General features: G+C 58.4%; 16 protein-coding genes. 11 read left to right on the top strand and 5 right to left on the bottom strand.

Annotated features, from left to right (window positions below; all coding sequences use genetic code 11):
• The first annotated feature begins 206 nt into the window (after positions 1 to 206).
• A complete protein-coding gene (locus AB5Y73_RS09050; protein ID WP_146163499.1) occupies positions 207 to 1,736 on the top strand; it encodes an EAL domain-containing protein in 1,530 nt (509 codons plus the stop codon).
• 73 nt (positions 1,737 to 1,809) lie between these two features.
• Here the strand turns inward: AB5Y73_RS09050 and AB5Y73_RS09045 are convergent, their stop codons facing one another.
• Positions 1,810 to 2,991: a PLP-dependent aminotransferase family protein gene (locus AB5Y73_RS09045; RefSeq protein WP_107683535.1), complete on the bottom strand. Its 1,182-nt coding sequence runs from the start codon at positions 2,989 to 2,991 to the stop codon at positions 1,810 to 1,812.
• Between the two features lie 349 nt (positions 2,992 to 3,340).
• Between AB5Y73_RS09045 and trmB the strand changes: the two genes are divergently transcribed.
• From trmB to AB5Y73_RS09015, 6 genes are all read left to right on the top strand, one after another.
• On the top strand, positions 3,341 to 4,054 hold the full coding sequence (gene trmB / locus AB5Y73_RS09040) for a tRNA (guanosine(46)-N7)-methyltransferase TrmB (RefSeq protein WP_005335228.1): 714 nt from the start codon (positions 3,341 to 3,343) through the stop codon (positions 4,052 to 4,054).
• Positions 4,055 to 4,102: 48 nt separating this feature from the next.
• The gene (locus tag AB5Y73_RS09035) at positions 4,103 to 4,435 is read left to right on the top strand and encodes a YggL family protein (RefSeq protein WP_005348158.1); all 333 of its coding nucleotides are present in this window, start codon (positions 4,103 to 4,105) and stop codon (positions 4,433 to 4,435) included.
• 122 nt (positions 4,436 to 4,557) lie between these two features.
• Positions 4,558 to 5,478 carry a glutaminase B gene (gene glsB, locus AB5Y73_RS09030; protein ID WP_005348151.1) on the top strand — a complete coding sequence of 307 codons (921 nt, stop codon included), beginning with the start codon at positions 4,558 to 4,560 and terminating at the stop codon, positions 5,476 to 5,478.
• A 29-nt stretch (positions 5,479 to 5,507) separates the two neighbouring features.
• Positions 5,508 to 6,803 (top strand): sulfurtransferase, encoded by a 1,296-nt coding sequence (locus tag AB5Y73_RS09025; protein WP_118854667.1) that lies wholly within the window; start codon positions 5,508 to 5,510, stop codon positions 6,801 to 6,803.
• Between the two features lie 203 nt (positions 6,804 to 7,006).
• On the top strand, positions 7,007 to 7,216 hold the full coding sequence (locus AB5Y73_RS09020) for a YgdI/YgdR family lipoprotein (RefSeq protein WP_005335219.1): 210 nt from the start codon (positions 7,007 to 7,009) through the stop codon (positions 7,214 to 7,216).
• Positions 7,217 to 7,383: 167 nt separating this feature from the next.
• Positions 7,384 to 7,785, top strand: coding sequence for a DUF2541 family protein (locus tag AB5Y73_RS09015; protein ID WP_005335217.1), 402 nt, complete (start codon positions 7,384 to 7,386; stop codon positions 7,783 to 7,785).
• 83 nt (positions 7,786 to 7,868) lie between these two features.
• Here AB5Y73_RS09015 and mog read toward each other — a convergent pair whose 3' ends face one another.
• Complete coding sequence (gene mog / locus AB5Y73_RS09010) at positions 7,869 to 8,399, bottom strand: molybdopterin adenylyltransferase (RefSeq protein WP_005348144.1); 531 nt, start codon at positions 8,397 to 8,399, stop codon at positions 7,869 to 7,871.
• Positions 8,400 to 8,792: 393 nt separating this feature from the next.
• On the opposite strand from mog, the gene AB5Y73_RS09005 reads away from it, so the two are divergent.
• The 4 genes from AB5Y73_RS09005 (at position 8,793) to folA (ending at position 11,135) form a co-directional block, all read left to right on the top strand.
• Positions 8,793 to 9,128 carry a DUF3135 domain-containing protein gene (locus tag AB5Y73_RS09005; RefSeq protein WP_005335213.1) on the top strand — a complete coding sequence of 112 codons (336 nt, stop codon included), beginning with the start codon at positions 8,793 to 8,795 and terminating at the stop codon, positions 9,126 to 9,128.
• 235 nt (positions 9,129 to 9,363) lie between these two features.
• Positions 9,364 to 10,161 carry a threonine/serine exporter family protein gene (locus AB5Y73_RS09000; protein WP_005348133.1) on the top strand — a complete coding sequence of 266 codons (798 nt, stop codon included), beginning with the start codon at positions 9,364 to 9,366 and terminating at the stop codon, positions 10,159 to 10,161.
• A complete protein-coding gene (locus AB5Y73_RS08995; protein ID WP_026035076.1) occupies positions 10,158 to 10,625 on the top strand; it encodes a threonine/serine exporter family protein in 468 nt (155 codons plus the stop codon). The genes AB5Y73_RS09000 and AB5Y73_RS08995 overlap by 4 nt, the downstream gene beginning before the upstream one ends.
• 18 nt (positions 10,626 to 10,643) lie before the next feature.
• Positions 10,644 to 11,135 carry a type 3 dihydrofolate reductase gene (gene folA / locus AB5Y73_RS08990; protein ID WP_107683537.1) on the top strand — a complete coding sequence of 164 codons (492 nt, stop codon included), beginning with the start codon at positions 10,644 to 10,646 and terminating at the stop codon, positions 11,133 to 11,135.
• Positions 11,136 to 11,214: 79 nt separating this feature from the next.
• Here folA and AB5Y73_RS08985 read toward each other — a convergent pair whose 3' ends face one another.
• From AB5Y73_RS08985 to AB5Y73_RS08975, 3 genes are read right to left on the bottom strand one after another with little or no spacing between them, the layout of a single operon-like run.
• A complete protein-coding gene (locus AB5Y73_RS08985; RefSeq protein WP_021229723.1) occupies positions 11,215 to 11,997 on the bottom strand; it encodes a phosphoadenylyl-sulfate reductase in 783 nt (260 codons plus the stop codon).
• Complete coding sequence (gene cysI, locus AB5Y73_RS08980; protein ID WP_107683538.1) at positions 11,987 to 13,711, bottom strand: assimilatory sulfite reductase (NADPH) hemoprotein subunit; 1,725 nt, start codon at positions 13,709 to 13,711, stop codon at positions 11,987 to 11,989. Before cysI ends, AB5Y73_RS08985 begins: the two co-directional genes overlap by 11 nt.
• The gene (locus AB5Y73_RS08975) at positions 13,711 to 15,501 is read right to left on the bottom strand and encodes an assimilatory sulfite reductase (NADPH) flavoprotein subunit (protein WP_162895457.1); all 1,791 of its coding nucleotides are present in this window, start codon (positions 15,499 to 15,501) and stop codon (positions 13,711 to 13,713) included. The genes cysI and AB5Y73_RS08975 overlap by 1 nt, the downstream gene beginning before the upstream one ends.
• Positions 15,502 to 15,616: the final 115 nt, after the last annotated feature.

Below are 15,616 nucleotides of genomic sequence, written 5' to 3'. Positions count from 1 at the left end.
TCCCTTCAACAAGTGAGACGTGCTTCGGGAGTTTTCTGTTTGACGTTTGTTAACTCTATCCTCTTCTTACGACATATTGTTGAACAATAGTTTGAATTGATTGATTTTTGTTGGGTGGACATTTGTTGAACAATCGCTATTATGGCGACCCTTTTCGCCTGTCCACCGAGGCTGTCACCCATTATCCGAGCATCAAAGAGGCCGCCATGCCATTTCGTCGTTTGAAACTTCGCCAGCTTTACTCGAGGATTCTGTTGGCGCTGCTGATGGGGGGCGGGATCCTGCTGCTGGGGGTTGTTGCCGTTATCTGGCAGACGGTGACGGAGATAGAGCGTGATGCCGATTCACGGTTGCAGCATGCCCGTATGATGTTTGATCGCTCCATCGGCCATGCCCGGCAGGCGGCCATCAATGTGGAGGGGATGCTTGGTCACTCCTGCAAGGAGGCGGCACAACTGCTGCGCGAACAGGTGGCCACTGTGCCCGATGTCCGTTCCGCCAATCTGGCTGTCGGCAGCCACATCTACTGCACCTCGCTCTATGGTGACTACGATGGCCCCTTCAATCCCGACCGCTATGTGGATGGCAGGCTGCAACTGTTGCCTGGCAATGAGGTCACACCGGATCGCCCCTTGATCGTGCTGCGTCATGAAACGGACAAGGGGAGTGTGCTGATCGGTGTAGATGGCTACTACCTGCGCAATACCCTGGAGATCTCCAGCAAGAACTCCCCGATGGCTCTGGTTGTGGGGCAGAGAGCTCTGTTTGGCTCAGGTCAGGTCGGGGCGGCGCCCTCTCCGACAGAAGAGGGTTATATTGCCCTCGCTTCGGCCGATTTCCCCTACCAGGTCGTCACCCGGGTGACGGTGCATGACTACTGGAGTCACGCATGGCGATACTCCAGATATACCTTGTTCCTCTCTCCGCTGCTGGCGCTGCTGATTGGATTCGGCACCTTCAGGTTGATGGGGCGTAGCAGCTCACCAGCGGAGGAGCTCAAGCGGGCATTGATCGAAGAGGAGTTTATCCCCTATCTGCAGCCGGTGGTCTCCGGTGAGGATGAGCAGTGGCGTGGCTGTGAGGTGCTGATGCGCTGGCAGCATCCCAAGCAAGGGATGATCTCGCCGGATCGCTTTATTCCGCTGGCGGAAGATAGCGGGCTGATCGTGCCCATGACCAGCCTGTTGATGGCGCAGGTGCGCGACCACTTCTCCCCTTATGCCCGCAAGCTGCCGGCAAAGTTCCATTTTTGCTTCAATATCAGCGCCAGGCACTTTCAGGATCTCGACCTGTTGGCTGACTGCAAGGCGTTTCTTGACGCATTTAAAGACAATCCCGTTGATTTGGGGCTGGAGCTGACCGAGCGGGAGCTGCTGGTGGCCGATGAGACAACCGCCCGGATGTTTGCCGAATTGCGCAAACTGGGCGTGTTGATCTCTATCGATGATTTTGGCACCGGTCACTCCAGTCTCACCTATCTGCAACAGTTTCAGGTCGATGCACTCAAGATTGACCGGAGCTTTGTGGAGATGATCGGCACGGATGCACTCTCCAGCCATATCGTTGAAAACGTGATTGATCTGGCGAAGCGACTTGAATTGATCCTGATCGCGGAGGGGGTCGAGAAGCAGTCGCACGCGGACTACCTGCGGGCTAGGCACGTTGACTATCTGCAAGGGTATCGTTACAGCCGCCCCATTCCGATGAAGCAGTTTTGCAAGACCCTGTTTGGCTGAACGGTTGAATGGGGAGCATAAAAAACCAGCGATCGCTCGCTGGTTTTTTGTTAATACGGTTTGGCTTGGGCGTTCAGAGCATGCGCTGGAGGGCGCGGGCCAAGCGTTTGACCCCCTCCTCGATGGTCGCTTCATCGACGCAGGAGAAGCTCAGGCGCAGGGTGTTCTTGATCTCGGGGCGCACGTAGAAGGGGGCGCCGGGTACGAAAGCCACCTTCTCCTTGATCGCCTCGTCAAACAGCGCCATGGCACTGATGTGGGCTGGCAGGGTCAGCCAGAGGAACATGCCCCCTTCCGGTCGGGTGTAGCTGACACCGGGCGGGCAGTGACGGGCCAGCGCGGCCTCCATGGCGGCGCGCTGGCGGCCATAGACCTCCTTGATCTTCTCCAAGTGAGCGTCGAGGGAGTTGTCGGTCAGGAAGCGGTGCAGCACCTGCTGGCTGAAGGCATTGCTGTGCAGATCGGTCGCCTGCTTGGCGATGGTCACCTTCTTGCGCAGCCACTCCGGCATCACCATCCAGCCCAGACGGAAGGCGGGCACCACGGTTTTGGAAAACGAGCCGAGCAGCACGGTATTGTTTGGCGCCAGCTTGGCAATCGGGGGGAGATGCTCCCCTTCGAAGCGCAGCTCGCCGTAGGGATCATCTTCCACCATCAACAGCTCGTGGCGAACCAGTCGCTCGGCCAGTGCCTCGCGGTTGGCACGGCTATAGGAGACACCGCTCGGGTTTTGGAAGTTGGGCACGCCGTAGAGCAGTTTGGCATTGGAGCCGTTTGCCAGCAGCGCATCCAGCGCAGTCAGATCCAGCCCGGCTTCTTCGAGGGTGATCGGCTTGAAATTCGGTTGATAGACGGAAAAAGCCTGAATGGCGCCAAGGTAACCCGGCTCTTCGATGATGAGATCCTGAGCCTCGTCGATCAGCACCTTGCCCAGCAGATCCAGCGCCTGCTGGGAGCCGCTGGTGATCAGGATGTTGTCCGGATTGATCTGCATGCCGTGGCGGGTCAGATAGCGGTCGGCAATATACTGGCGCAGCGGGGCGAAGCCCTCGGTCGCCGCATATTGCAGAGCGGCAGCCCCTTGCTCGCGCAGCACATCCTGACAGGCCTGATCGATCGCCTTGACCGGAAACAGGTGGGGATTGGGCAAGCCACCGGCGAAGGAGATGATCTCCGGATTGGCGGCAACTTTGAGGATTTCACGGATAAAGGAAGGTTCAACCTTCTCGAAGCGCTGGGCAAAAAACGGCTGCATAGACAATTCTCTCGGCATGTGGGCGGTCGCTCCATTCGACCGCCAGGTTATCCGTTTGTATCAGATTTCAGAAATGAGGCAATGATTGTCACAAAAATCGCCAAAAAAGGGCTGGAACGACTCTACTGCGGATTATATTGGACGGTTAGTCGGTGTGGTGATGCCAGTGAGGGAGCTGGGAAGTGGATGGCCGGAATATTTGTTGCGCGAAACACTTGCGCCTTGGGCCTATCTTGGGATAATTCGCTCCCCTGTTTTCGCGGGTCGATGAAATGCCGAGCTGCGAGCGGTCCCGCTCGGGATCGAACACAAGATGTATTACCCGGATTGATGAAATAACGAGACCATTATGCCTGTGACCCAAGATGTATTTAACGAAGACGGCAAGTTCATGCGCAAGATCCGCAGCTTTGTCCGTCGCGAAGGCCGCCTGACCAAAGGGCAGGAGAAGGCCCTGGAAGAGCTTTGGCCGGTCATGGGCATCGATTTCGAGCCAAAGCAGCTCGATCTGGTCGCGCTGTTTGGCCGTGAAGCACCTGTGGTGCTGGAGATCGGCTTTGGCATGGGCGCCTCTCTGGTGGAGATGGCCAAGAATGCCCCCGAGAAGAACTTCATCGGCATCGAAGTGCACTCCCCGGGCGTGGGCGCCTGTCTGGGTACCGCTCAGGAAGCGGGCGTCACCAATCTGAAGGTGATCTGCCACGATGCGGTCGAGGTGCTGGAGCACATGATCCCGAACGGTTCACTCTCCTGCCTGCAGCTCTTCTTCCCGGATCCCTGGCACAAGAGCCGTCACCACAAGCGCCGCATCGTACAGCCTGCGTTTGCCCAGGATATTCGCCAGAAGCTGGCCATCGGTGGCGTGTTCCACATGGCGACCGATTGGGAAAACTATGCCGAGCACATGCTGGAAGTGATGAGCGCCGCCGAGGGTTACGAGAACACCTCTGCCACCGGCAACTGGGTGCCCCGTCCGGACTGGCGTCCGCTGACCAAATTTGAACAACGTGGCCACCGTCTCGGCCACGGGGTTTGGGATCTGATTTTCAAGCGTGTCAGCTAAGCTGGCACGTCAACACACCTAGCGTATCAACTAACTTGAGGAGCTATCATGGCCAATCGTAGCCGCCGCCTGCGCAAGAAACTGCGCGTCGATGAATTCCAGGAAATGGGTTTCGACATCAGTTTCAACTTCCCGGTCGGCACTGCCGAAGAGACCATCGATGCGGTAGTCGATGCGATGATCGATGAGGTTGTTGAACCCCGTAAACTGGCTTTTGCCGGCTCCGGTCACCTGGCCTGGGAAGGGATGATCTGCACCCAGCAACTGGGCAAGTGTACCGAAGAAGACCGCGCCGCCGTCAAATCCTGGCTGGAAGGCAAGGGGATGGAAGCCGTGGTCGTTACCGAGCTGTTCGACCTCTGGTACGGTGAACCGGCCTGATACAAGGCTGCCGCATCTGGCGCCTTGTTGTGGGTAACTGAAAAATCCCGCCGCTGGCGGGATTTTTGTCAGTGGGGATGGGATCTCCACCGCTGTTTTAGTCATGGAATCGCTTATTGCTTATGGTGTTGTCATCCGAATTACTGGCCAGCATCCTTGAAGAGGTGCGCCCGTTGCTGGGACAAGGCAAGGTGGCCGACTACATTCCGGCACTGGCTCAGGTACCGGCCGATCGGCTTGGTATTGCAGTCTGTACCGTCGAGGGGGAGCTGTTCACCGCCGGTGACGCTTTTGAACCCTTCTCCATCCAGAGTATCTCCAAGGCCCTGAGCCTGACCCTGGCACTCACTCTCTATCAGGAGGAGGAGATCTGGGCCCGTGTTGGCAAGGAGCCCTCCGGCCAGCCCTTCAACTCGCTGGTACAGCTCGAGTTCGAGCAGGGGATCCCCCGCAACCCCTTTATCAATGCCGGGGCGCTGGTAGTGAGCGATCTGCTGGAGACCCGCCTCACTGCGCCCCGTCAGCGTACCCTCGAGCTGGTGCGCCGCCTTTCCGGCAATCCGGCCATCATGGCGGATCAGGTGGTAGCCCGCTCCGAATATCAGCACTCTGCCCGCAACGCCGCCATCGCCTATCTGATGAAGGCCTATGGCAACTTCGAAAACGAAGTGGACAAGGTGCTGCAAAGCTACTTCAATGCCTGTGCCATTCGCATGAGCTGCGTCGATCTGGCGCGGGCATTCATCTATCTGGCCAACCGTGGTGTGCCACTGGGCGAGAGTGTACCGCTGCTGCCCGCCCGCACCACCAAGCAGGTCAACGCCCTGCTCGCCACCTGCGGCCTCTATGACGAGGCGGGCGATTTTGCCTATCGGGTCGGCATGCCGGGCAAATCGGGTGTCGGCGGCGGCATCATCGCCCTGATCCCGGGCGAGCTCTGTGTCTGTGTCTGGTCGCCCGAGCTCAACAAAGCCGGCAACTCGCTGGCGGGCACGGCGGCACTGGAGCTGCTGGCCGAGCGGCTGGGTCGCTCCATTTTTTAACCTTGTTCACTATGAATCGAGAAATCACCATGAAACGACATCTTCGCTTCCTGCAGGCCGCGCTGGCGACCTTACTGCTCTGGTGTGCCCTGCCCGCCGTGGCAGGGGAGTTGCCACCGCTCTCGCTGGCCGATGCCAAGGCCAAACAGGCTGTCATCCTGGATACCCGCGCCAGCTACTTCTATCAGGGGTGGCCGATGGAAGGGGAGAAGCAGGGCGGCCATGTGGCGGGCGCCGAGAACCTCTCTGCCGAGTGGAAATACAGCGATGAAGAGTGGCCAAAGGCGCTCGAGATCAAGGGACTGAAGGCCGATCGTCCGGTTGCCCTCTACGGTGCGTCCCGCGAAGTGGCCGAAGTGGCCCGTCTGCTGCGCAAGCAGGGGATCAAGCAGCTGTTCGAGTTGCAAGGCTGGCAAGCCGCACCGCGCGAGTCGCTGGCACGCTGGCAGCAGCTGGTCTATCCGCGCTGGTTGGCGGATCTGCAAGAGGGCAAGCCGGTTGCCGCGGCGCCCAAGGGTGACTGGAAGCTGTTTGAAGTGGATTGGGGTTCACCCAAGGCCTACCTCATCAGCCACATCCCGGGGGCCGGTTATATCGATACCAACAGCCTCGAAGAGGAGCCGCTGTGGAACAAAGTCTCTGACGAAGCGCTCAAGAAGCTGCTGCTGGATAACGGCATCCGTCACGACACCACCGTTATCCTCTATGGTCGCAACACCATGGCAGCTGCCCGTGCCGCGCACCTGATGATGTATGCGGGGGTGAAAGATGTACGCCTGCTGGACGGTGGTCTGGATGCCTGGTTTATCCAGCACCTGCGTACCGAAACCGGTCTGCCCAACAAATATGAGCCGGTGAAGGAGTTTGGCGTGGCCATTCCCGCTCACCCCGAGTACTACACCACGCTAAGTCAGGCGAAAGAGCTGCTCAAGCAGCCCGATAGCGCACTGGTCAGTGTGCGTACCTGGGACGAGTTTGTCGGCAACACCTCTGGCTACAGCTACATCAAGCCGAAGGGCGATATCCCGGGGGCCAAGTGGGGTCATGGTGGCGTCGATGCCAACAGCATGAGCGACTTCCACAACCCGGACGGCACCATGAAGCCGGCCCGCGAGATCCTCGCCATGTGGAAGCAGTGGAATATCGAGCCAACTCAGCAGGCGGCGTTCTACTGCGGTACCGGCTGGCGCGCCTCCGAGGCTTTCTTCTACGCCTGGCTGATGGACTGGAAACAGATCAGCGTCTACGACGGCGGTTGGTACGAGTGGAGTTCCGATCCCAAGAACCCGACCGTGACTGGTGAGCGCCAGCCTGCCAAGTCATGATTGCGTACTTGCTCTGAACAGAAGAGGCCGGACAGAGATGTCCGGCCTTTTTCATTGCGCTCGCCACCCGGCCAGATCACTAGGCTAAGTCGCTGATTATTGACGGCGATCCCGCTTTGCTCATCCCGTCATCCCGTGCCGTGCGATTGAACTAGGCTTCAAGAAACATCCTCGTGGTGAGGATGATCGCAGAAGAGGCCGCAATGAAAAAACTGATGATGATCCTGGTGTGTGCCCTGGGGCTGGTGGCATGCAGCTCCCAATACATCATGAGCACCAAGGATGGCAAGATGATCACCACAGAGAGCAAACCCAAGCTGGACGAGAGCACCGGCATGTATCGCTATTACGATCATGAAGGGCGCGAGGTGATGATCAAGAAAGATGACGTGACCCAAATCATGGAGCGCTAAGCGTTCTCTTGCCGCAAGGGTCGCTATCTGCGGCCCTTCTCATTTTTGCCGAAAAGTCGCGCTGTTTCTCTGTTTATCCCCGCACATTCGCAGCAAATTCAGCCGTGATACAGCTTCCGTTATGGTTTAACCCTTATCATCACACTCCATTTTTTATTGGAGGTGTTATGTCCCTGATGTCTATCTGGAATTCCCGTTTTTCCGCGCGCAGCTTGCTGGGTGGTGCCTTGCTGGTGGTGGCGTCAGCCAGCCATGCCGGTGACGATCAGTTCACGCTGGGGCGGACTATTTTGCTGGGAGCCGGTGATCATGGTGCGACAATTCCTTTGGTGGTTTGCCGTCAGACCAAATATATCAAGGTGAAGGCGGAGCGTGATTTGACCCTGGATCGGGTGGTGGTGACCTATGGTGGTGATCGTACCAAGACCATTCGTTTCGATCGGGAAATGAGCAGTGATAAAGAGACCGAGTGGAAATCACTGGGCTCGCGCCGTTGTGTGAAAAAAATCGAAGTGTACGGTAATTCAGAGCGCAGCAAAGCGGGCGTAAAAGTATTCGGCCGCAAATAATTGATGCGGTCTTTCTGCGCAGACAGATGAGTTAAAAATAATGGCGAGCCGTGGCTCGCCATTATTTTTTATGGCCGGGTTCGCTATTTTTTCGGCCGAAACGGCTTGATGACAGTTTCATCGCACTCGAGATACGGCCCTTCCATCAAATCGATACAGTAGGGGATGGCGGGGAAAACTGCATCCAGACATTCGCGGATTGATTTGGGCTTGCCCGGCAGATTGACGATCAGGGTATCGTCGCGCAGCCCGGCAGTCTGGCGCGAAAGAATGGCGGTCGGCACAAATTTGAGGGATTCGGCCCGCATCAGCTCGCCAAAGCCCGGCATCATGCGGTCACATACCGCCTCGGTCGCTTCCGGCGTGACATCCCGCTTGGCCGGACCGGTGCCGCCTGTGGTGACGATGAGACAGCACTGCTCCTCATCCGCCAGCCGGATCAGGGTCGCTTCAATCTGCTCCTGCTCATCGGGGATCACCTGATAGACAGGTTCCCACTCCGAGGTCAGATAGGCGTTCAGGGTGTCGATGATGGCCTTGCCGGAGAGGTCTTCATAGATGCCCGCGCTGGCGCGATCGCTGACGGTGACGATACCGATTTTTGCCTTGCTCATGGTCTGCTCTTGAATGTCCGATAAAAGTGGCAATTAAAATAACATAATCAGTGAGATATGTTAAACCGTCAGGAGATGACGCGGGTCGGTGAGGGAAGAATAAAGTGTCGAATGAAGCAAAATAAGGCCACCCGGATTTTTATTTGCAATAAAAAACAGAAAATCACAACCTAAAATGTATAAGTGTTTTATCTCGCCTGAATTAAAAACAATCGCTTGTTTCCAAACACAATTAAAATAGATAGACACCCTCGTAGTGACCATTGTCCGGTTTAGTCGCCAGTGGATGGATTGAACCCTTTTTCGCCGCATCGTATATACAGATTTATATGGCTGGGACGTGATGGTGTGGTACCGCAGTGTGTTGCCAGCAATAGTCGCCAAGGAGGGCATATGGAGTTGCCTGATTTTGACACCCTGAAGGAGTTGGCTGCGAGTGAGCCCTCCCGGCTGGATGCGATTCTGGAGCAGCAGATCGACCAGTTGATGGCCCGAGCGAGCCCTGATCAGCAGCGCCGTCTGCGCGGGTTGCAGTTCAAGATTGATGGTCAGCGCCGGCTGGCGAAAAACAATCTTGATAGCTGTATCCGGATTACCAACATGATGCGGGAATCTTTTTATTTGATGCGCAGCGAAATGAGCCAGTTCAGGGAAGAGGGGGACCCTCCGCCTGAAAGCGATGGCAGTGGTAAAATAATCCGTCTGGCGGACTATCAACGTCGCAAATAATCTGCAATAACCCCCTTGGTTGATATTTCAGCCAAATCGGTGAAGCCATAATAAAGGGAATTGCTGGCAACCTGATTGTTATGGTTTTTAATGTTAGTCGTAATGTATTTGTGATGTAACCTCTTTTCTCTTTCTTGTAATAACTAATTAGTCAGGTTGTGATAGGGGTGGATGAATAACAGTAAAAGTTAGGCTAATATGGCCGAAATTTTTATTGCTACGACTCGAAGGGATTATGAGAAGTATCACACCAAGACGGGTGTTGTCGCGGGAGCAACAGACAGAGATCACCCGCATTATCGTCAAGGTGGGTCAGATGTTGGCCCAGTTCGGGGCGGAGAGCCGGATCATCGAGCAGACCACGGTGCGGCTGGGGATGGCGCTGGGGCTGGAGAGTGTCGAAATGGCCATCTCTTCCAGTGCCATCGTGCTCACCAGTCTCTATCAGGGGGGTTGCGTCACCACTACCCGGCGGGTGCGCGAACATGGCATCAACATGCAGGTGGTGTGCGAGATCCAGCGGATCTGCATCATGGCGGAGAAAGAGCTGATCGGCGCCCGTGAAGTGCGTCAGCGCCTCGAGGCCATCGTCCCCTTTCACTATCACCCCTGGTTGGTGGTCCCCATGGTGGGGCTTTCCTGTGGTGCCTTTAGCCTGCTGTTTGGCGGTGACTGGCCCATCTTCCTGGTGACCTGTTTCTCGTCTGCCGTGGCGATGCGGGTGCGCCAGCTGATGGCCCGCCATCACCATAGCCCGCTCATCAACTTTGCCGCCACCGGCTTTATCGCTACCTTGCTCTCCTCCAGCGCCACCTTCTTTAACTGGGGTGACCAGCCCTATCTCGCCATGGCGGCCAGCGTGCTGCTGCTGGTGCCGGGCTTTCCGCTGATCAATGCGGTCTCAGACATGGTGAAGGGCTACTTCAACATGGGGCTGGCCCGCTGGGGGACCGCGACCCTGCTGACCATCAGCGCCGCCATAGGTATCATTTTGGCCATGTCGGTCACGGGGATCTGGGGGTGGAAAGTATGATGGATTTGCTCTGGCTACTGGCCAAGGATGCCTTCTGGTCCTCCATTCCGGCGGTGGGGTTTGCCATGCTGTTCAACGTGCCGCCACGGATGCTGAAATATTGCGCCATGGGCGGCGCGCTGGCCCACAGCCTGCGTACCCTGCTGATCCACTATGGTATGCCCATCGAGTGGGCGACGTTGGCGGCGGCGACCACGGTCGGCTTTGTCTGCGTCTACTGGTCGCGCCGTCTGCTGGCGCCGCGTCCGGTGTTCAGCGTTGCTTCCATCATTCCGATGATCCCGGGCAGTTATGCGTTCAAGACCATGATTGCGGTGGTAGAGCTCAACATCAACGGCGTGACTATGGAGTTGATCCAGAGTGCGGTGGAGAACGGCCTCAAGGCGCTGTTTATCGTCGGTGCCCTCAGTTTCGGTTTGGCGATCCCCTCTCTGGTCGTGTACCGTAACCGCCCCATAATCTGACAGACGGTGAGAGGCCCCATGAAGATTTCCATGATTGCCGCCATGGCCCACGACAGGGTGATCGGCAAGGACAACCAGATGCCCTGGCATCTGCCTGCCGATCTGGCTCACTTCAAGCGTGTCACCCTCGGTAAACCGGTATTGATGGGGCGCAAAACCTTCGAATCCATCGGTCGACCGCTACCCGGACGGCGCAATTTGGTGATCAGCCGCAATCCCGATTATCAGGCTGAGGGCATTGAGGTGGTGGGCTCCGTCGAGGCGGCGCTGGCGCTGTTGGCAGGCAGCTCGGTGGAGGAGTTGATGGTGATCGGTGGTGGTCATCTCTATGCCGAGATGTTGCCGAGCGCGGATTGCCTCTATCTGACGCAAATCGATCTGGCGGTGGAGGGAGATACCCGTTTCCCCGCTTTTGACGATGCCCACTGGCAACGCGTTGATTGCGAGAGCCACCCTGCCGATGAAAAGAACCCGCACCCTTATAGCTTCGAGACCTGGCAGCGCCGCTGACGGACGAATGCTAATGGGCAAATAACAACAAGGGCATCTTCGGATGCCCTTGTTGTTCTGTTGGGGTTTCAAGACGAGATTAGATGCCTGAGCCGTCGTTCTCGCCATTTTCCTCGTGCAAACCGCACTCGCGCTTGAGTCCGAAGAAGCGGGTCTGCTCCTCGCTCATGCCCGGTTCCCACTTGGCGGTGGTGTGGACATCGCCCACCGAGAGATAACCTTGCTCCCACAGCGGGTGGTAGGGGAGGTCGAACTCCTTGAAGTAGTAGAAGACGTCCTTGTTGCTCCAGTCGATCACCGGCAGGAACTTGAAGCGGCCGCGCTGGATGCCCAGCACCGGCAGCTTGCCACGGCTGCCGGACTGCTCCCGGCGCAGGCCGGAGAACCAGGTCTGGGCCCCCAGCTCACGCAGGGCGCGGTCCATCGGCTCCACCTTGTTGAGCTGGTTGTAGCGGGTGATCCCCTCCACCCCCTGCTCCCACAAGAGACCAAATCGCGCCTCCTGCCAGGCCGGTGACAACTCGGCCCGATAGATCTTCAGGTTGAGCGCGAGGTGCTCGGTCAGCTCGTCGATGAAACGGTAGGTCTCCGGGAAGAGATAACCGGTATCGGTCAGTACTACCGGCACGTCGGCCCGCTCGCGGCTTACCAGATGGAGCATCAGCGCCGCCTGAATGCCGAAGCTGGATGAGAGCACATGCTCCCCCGGCAGATTGGCCAAGGCCCAGCGCACCCGCTCGGGGGCACTCATGGTATCCAGCTCCCGGTTGAGGGGCGCCAGCGCCTCGGTCTGCTCCTCACGGCCGAGGGCCAGCAGCGCCTGCAGGTCAAGGCGGCCATCTTCAGTGACATTAAGCGGCATAGAAGTCCCTCGCAGAATCGATAACGGGTGCAATTACCCCAACCCGGATCACGAAGTCGCCGAAGCACTCACCCTGATTGCGCTCGCTGGCCCAGCGGCCGATCAACGTGTCCAGTTCGGCCAAAATCTGCGGCTCTGTGATGTTCTCCTGATAGAGGCGCGGAATGCGAGTGCCCTCCAGATTGCCCCCAAGATGGAGGTTGTAGCGGCCGGGCGCCTTGCCCACCAGACCCACTTCCGCCAGCATGGCGCGGCCGCAGCCGTTGGGGCAACCGGTGACCCGGAAGATGATGGCGTCATCCGCCAGGCCGTGCTTGGCCAGCAGCCCTTCGATGTCGGTGACAAAGGCGGGCAGCATGCGCTCAGCCTCGGCCATCGCCAGCGGGCAGGTGGGCAGTGCCACACAAGCCATGGACTGCTTGCGTTGCTCGCTTACGCCGTCATCCAACAGGCCGTATTGGCGCGCCAGCCCTTCGATGCGGGCCTTCTCGCTGGCAGGCACCCCTGCGATGATCAGGTTCTGGTTGGCGGTCAGGCGAAAATCCCCCTGATGCACCTTGGCGATCTCCAGCATGCCGGTTTTGAGCGGCTTGCCCGGGAAGTCCAGCAGGCGGCCATTCTCGATAAACAGGGTGAGGTGGTGCTTGCCGTCGATCCCCTCGACCCAACCGAAGCGATCGCCCCGGCTGGTGAACTCATAGGGACGAACCGGCCCGAACTGGATGCCGGCGCGGCTCTCCACCTCGGCCTTGAAGGCTTCGACGCCAACGCGCTCCAGGGTGTACTTGGTCTTGGCGTTCTTGCGGTTGACCCGGTTGCCCCAGTCGCGCTGGGTGCTGACCACGGCGGCCGCCACCTCCAGCACGTGGGAGAGCGGAATAAAGCCAAAATCGCTCGCCTTGCGCGGGTAGGTGCTGGTGTCGCCGTGGGTCATGGCCAGCCCGCCGCCCACCAGCACGTTGAAGCCTACCAGCTTGCCGTGTTCGGCAATCGCTACGAAGTTGAGATCGTTGGCGTGGATATCCACGTCGTTATGAGGCGGGATCACCACAGTGGTCTTGAATTTGCGCGGCAGGTAGTTGGAACCCAGGATCGGCTCCTCATCCTGCCCCAGTTTTTCACCGTCCAGCCAGATCTCCACGTAGGCGCGGGTCTTGGGTAGCAGGTGTTCGGATATCTTCTTGGCCCACTCGTAGGCCTCCTGATGCAGCTCGGACTCCACCGGGTTGCTGGTGCAGAGCACGTTGCGGTTCACATCGCCGGCGGTGGCGATGGAATCGATGCCGGTGCTGTTGAGGGTCTGGTGCATCAGCTTGATGTCGCGCTTCAATACCCCGTGGAACTGGAAGGTCTGACGGGTGGTCAGGCGGATGCTGCCGTAGAGGCTGTGCTCTTCGGCGAACTTGTCGATGATCTGCCACTGGGCCGGGGTGATGATCCCACCCGGCAGGCGGGCACGCAGCATGACGTTGTGCAGCGGCTCCAGCTTCTGGGCAGCGCGCTCCGGGCGGATGTCGCGGTCATCCTGCTGGTACATGCCGTGAAAGCGGATCAGCTGGAAGTTGTCGCCGTTGAAGCCGCCGGTGAGCGGATCCTGCAGATCTTGCTCAATGGTGCCACGCAGGAAGTTACTCTCGCGCTTGAGGCGCTCGTTGTCGGCCAGCGGCCCTTCGACCGGTCCCGCTTTTGGGTGAGAAAGAGGTTGTTTGCTCATCAATAGACATCCCTTTGATAACGTTTGGCACGACGCAATTCGCTCAAATACTCTTCTGCTTCCTCACGGCTCTTGTGACCGTGTTCGGCAATCACATCCAGCAGGGCCTCCTGTACATCCTTGGCCATCTTGTTGGCGTCACCACACACATAGAAGTGAGCGCCTGCTTCCAGCCACTGGTAGAGCTCAAGCCCTGCCTCGCGCAGGCGGTCCTGCACATAGATCTTGTTGGCCTGATCCCGGCTGAAGGCTAGCGAGATCTTCGACAGCAGCCCCGATTTCACATAACGCTGCCACTCCACCTGATAGAGGAAATCCTGGGTAAAGTGGGGGTTGCCGAAGAAGAGCCAGTTCTTGCCTTCCGCGCCCTGAGCTTCCCGCTCCTGCATAAAGGCGCGGAACGGGGCGATGCCGGTTCCCGGGCCCACCATGATGACGGGGGTATCGGGGTTTTGCGGCAAGCGGAAGTTGTCGTTGTGCTCGACAAACACCCGCACCTCACCATCCTCAATGAGCCGATCCGCCAGATAGGAGGAGGCGGCGCCAGAGCGCACAGTGCCATCTTCCTGCGGGTAACGCACCACGCCGACGGTCAGGTGTACCTCCTCTTCCACTTCGCTCTGGGCGGAGGCGATGGAGTAGAGGCGCGGGGTGAGGGGTCGCAGCAGGCTGGCCAGCTGCTCGGCCGTGAGCGCGGTCGGGAAGCGTTTCAGTACATCCACCACTTGGGCAGAGGCGACCAGTGCATTGACCTGGGCCTTGTCGCCAGCCAAGTCTTTCAGCGCTGCGTTCTCCGATATGTCAGCGAGTCCTGTGATAAAGCCGCCGTGCAGCCGGGTCAGTTCGAAGTGACCGGTCAGTGCGGTACGCAAGGTGCCGTGGGCTGTGGCTTCATCACCAGAGAGGCCGGTCAGGGCCAGCACTTCCCCCACCAGGTCGGCGTCATTGTCGAACCAGACACCGAGGGCATCCCCCGGCTGATAGGTGAGGCCGGAGTCGGCCAGATTGATCTCGATATGGCGGATATCCTTGGTGGAATCCCGGCCGGTGATCTTCTGATTGACCGACAGGCGGGCAGGGAAGGGGTTCTCCTTGCTGTACTGGCTGTGGCCAACCGCCTGCTGCACCGCGCTGGTCACGCTGCTGCTGGCCGCTCCGGTAGAGAGGGTCGTGGCAATGGCGTTGAGCGCTTGTTCGCCCCACGACTTGGCTGAATCCTGATAGTCCACATCGAGGTTGGCGAGTTCATAAATGCGCTCGGCTCCAGCGGTGGCGAGGAAGTTGTCAAAATCTTTGCCGGTCTGGCAGAAAAATTCGTAGGAGCTGTCACCCAGCCCCAGCACCGCGAACTTGAGGCCGTCCAGCTTGCCAATCTTGCCTTTTTTAAGCTGCTCGAACAGATCGACGGCGCTCTCCGGCGGTTCACCCTCCCCGTAAGTGCTCACTACCATCAGCAGATGGCTCTCTTTCTTGAGCTGCTTGGGTTTGTAGTCGGCCATCGACGCTAGGGTGACCGGTAGACCGCGGGCCTCGGCCTGCGCCTTGATGGCACTGGCGACCCCTTTGGCGTTGCCGGTCTGGGAGCCGTAGAGAATGGTCAGGCTGCCGCTGGGCGCAGCCACGGCGGCGCTGGCTGCAACGCTCTGCTGACCGGTCTGGGAGAGGCCGTAGAGATATCCGCTCACCCAGGCCAGTTGCTGGGTATTGAGGGTCGAGAGTACCTGACCCAACTGACGTTGCTGCTCGTCAGAGAGGGGGGAGAGGTTGAATGGGGAATCCTTCAATTGCATCACACGCGTCTTCCATGGTCTGATTTTTGGCCAGATTAAAGGGCGTGTTGGCTAACAACAAAGAATAAAAATATCTTCTTTATTCCATTATTGAATTTTGAAAGTGATTTTGCGG

Origin of the sequence: Aeromonas sp. s7(2024) (genome assembly GCF_040907825.1) — a bacterium.
GTDB lineage: Bacteria > Pseudomonadota > Gammaproteobacteria > Enterobacterales > Aeromonadaceae > Aeromonas > Aeromonas veronii.
The sequence above is the reverse complement of the archived record's forward strand: the minus strand, read 5'-3'. Positions and strand labels throughout refer to the sequence as shown.

Excerpts from the sequence above, each read along its gene's own strand:
- AB5Y73_RS09050 (WP_146163499.1), top strand. The coding sequence starts at position 207 with ATGCCATTTCGTCGTTTGAAACTTCGCCAGCTTTACTCGAGGATTCTG.
- AB5Y73_RS09045 (WP_107683535.1), bottom strand. The coding sequence starts at position 2,991 with ATGCAGCCGTTTTTTGCCCAGCGCTTCGAGAAGGTTGAACCTTCCTTT.
- trmB (WP_005335228.1), top strand. The coding sequence starts at position 3,341 with ATGCCTGTGACCCAAGATGTATTTAACGAAGACGGCAAGTTCATGCGC.
- AB5Y73_RS09035 (WP_005348158.1), top strand. The coding sequence starts at position 4,103 with ATGGCCAATCGTAGCCGCCGCCTGCGCAAGAAACTGCGCGTCGATGAA.
- glsB (WP_005348151.1), top strand. The coding sequence starts at position 4,558 with ATGGTGTTGTCATCCGAATTACTGGCCAGCATCCTTGAAGAGGTGCGC.
- AB5Y73_RS09025 (WP_118854667.1), top strand. The coding sequence starts at position 5,508 with ATGAAACGACATCTTCGCTTCCTGCAGGCCGCGCTGGCGACCTTACTG.
- AB5Y73_RS09020 (WP_005335219.1), top strand. The coding sequence starts at position 7,007 with ATGAAAAAACTGATGATGATCCTGGTGTGTGCCCTGGGGCTGGTGGCA.
- AB5Y73_RS09015 (WP_005335217.1), top strand. The coding sequence starts at position 7,384 with ATGTCCCTGATGTCTATCTGGAATTCCCGTTTTTCCGCGCGCAGCTTG.
- mog (WP_005348144.1), bottom strand. The coding sequence starts at position 8,399 with ATGAGCAAGGCAAAAATCGGTATCGTCACCGTCAGCGATCGCGCCAGC.
- AB5Y73_RS09005 (WP_005335213.1), top strand. The coding sequence starts at position 8,793 with ATGGAGTTGCCTGATTTTGACACCCTGAAGGAGTTGGCTGCGAGTGAG.
- AB5Y73_RS09000 (WP_005348133.1), top strand. The coding sequence starts at position 9,364 with ATGAGAAGTATCACACCAAGACGGGTGTTGTCGCGGGAGCAACAGACA.
- AB5Y73_RS08995 (WP_026035076.1), top strand. The coding sequence starts at position 10,158 with ATGATGGATTTGCTCTGGCTACTGGCCAAGGATGCCTTCTGGTCCTCC.
- folA (WP_107683537.1), top strand. The coding sequence starts at position 10,644 with ATGAAGATTTCCATGATTGCCGCCATGGCCCACGACAGGGTGATCGGC.
- AB5Y73_RS08985 (WP_021229723.1), bottom strand. The coding sequence starts at position 11,997 with ATGCCGCTTAATGTCACTGAAGATGGCCGCCTTGACCTGCAGGCGCTG.
- cysI (WP_107683538.1), bottom strand. The coding sequence starts at position 13,711 with ATGAGCAAACAACCTCTTTCTCACCCAAAAGCGGGACCGGTCGAAGGG.
- AB5Y73_RS08975 (WP_162895457.1), bottom strand. The coding sequence starts at position 15,501 with ATGCAATTGAAGGATTCCCCATTCAACCTCTCCCCCCTCTCTGACGAG.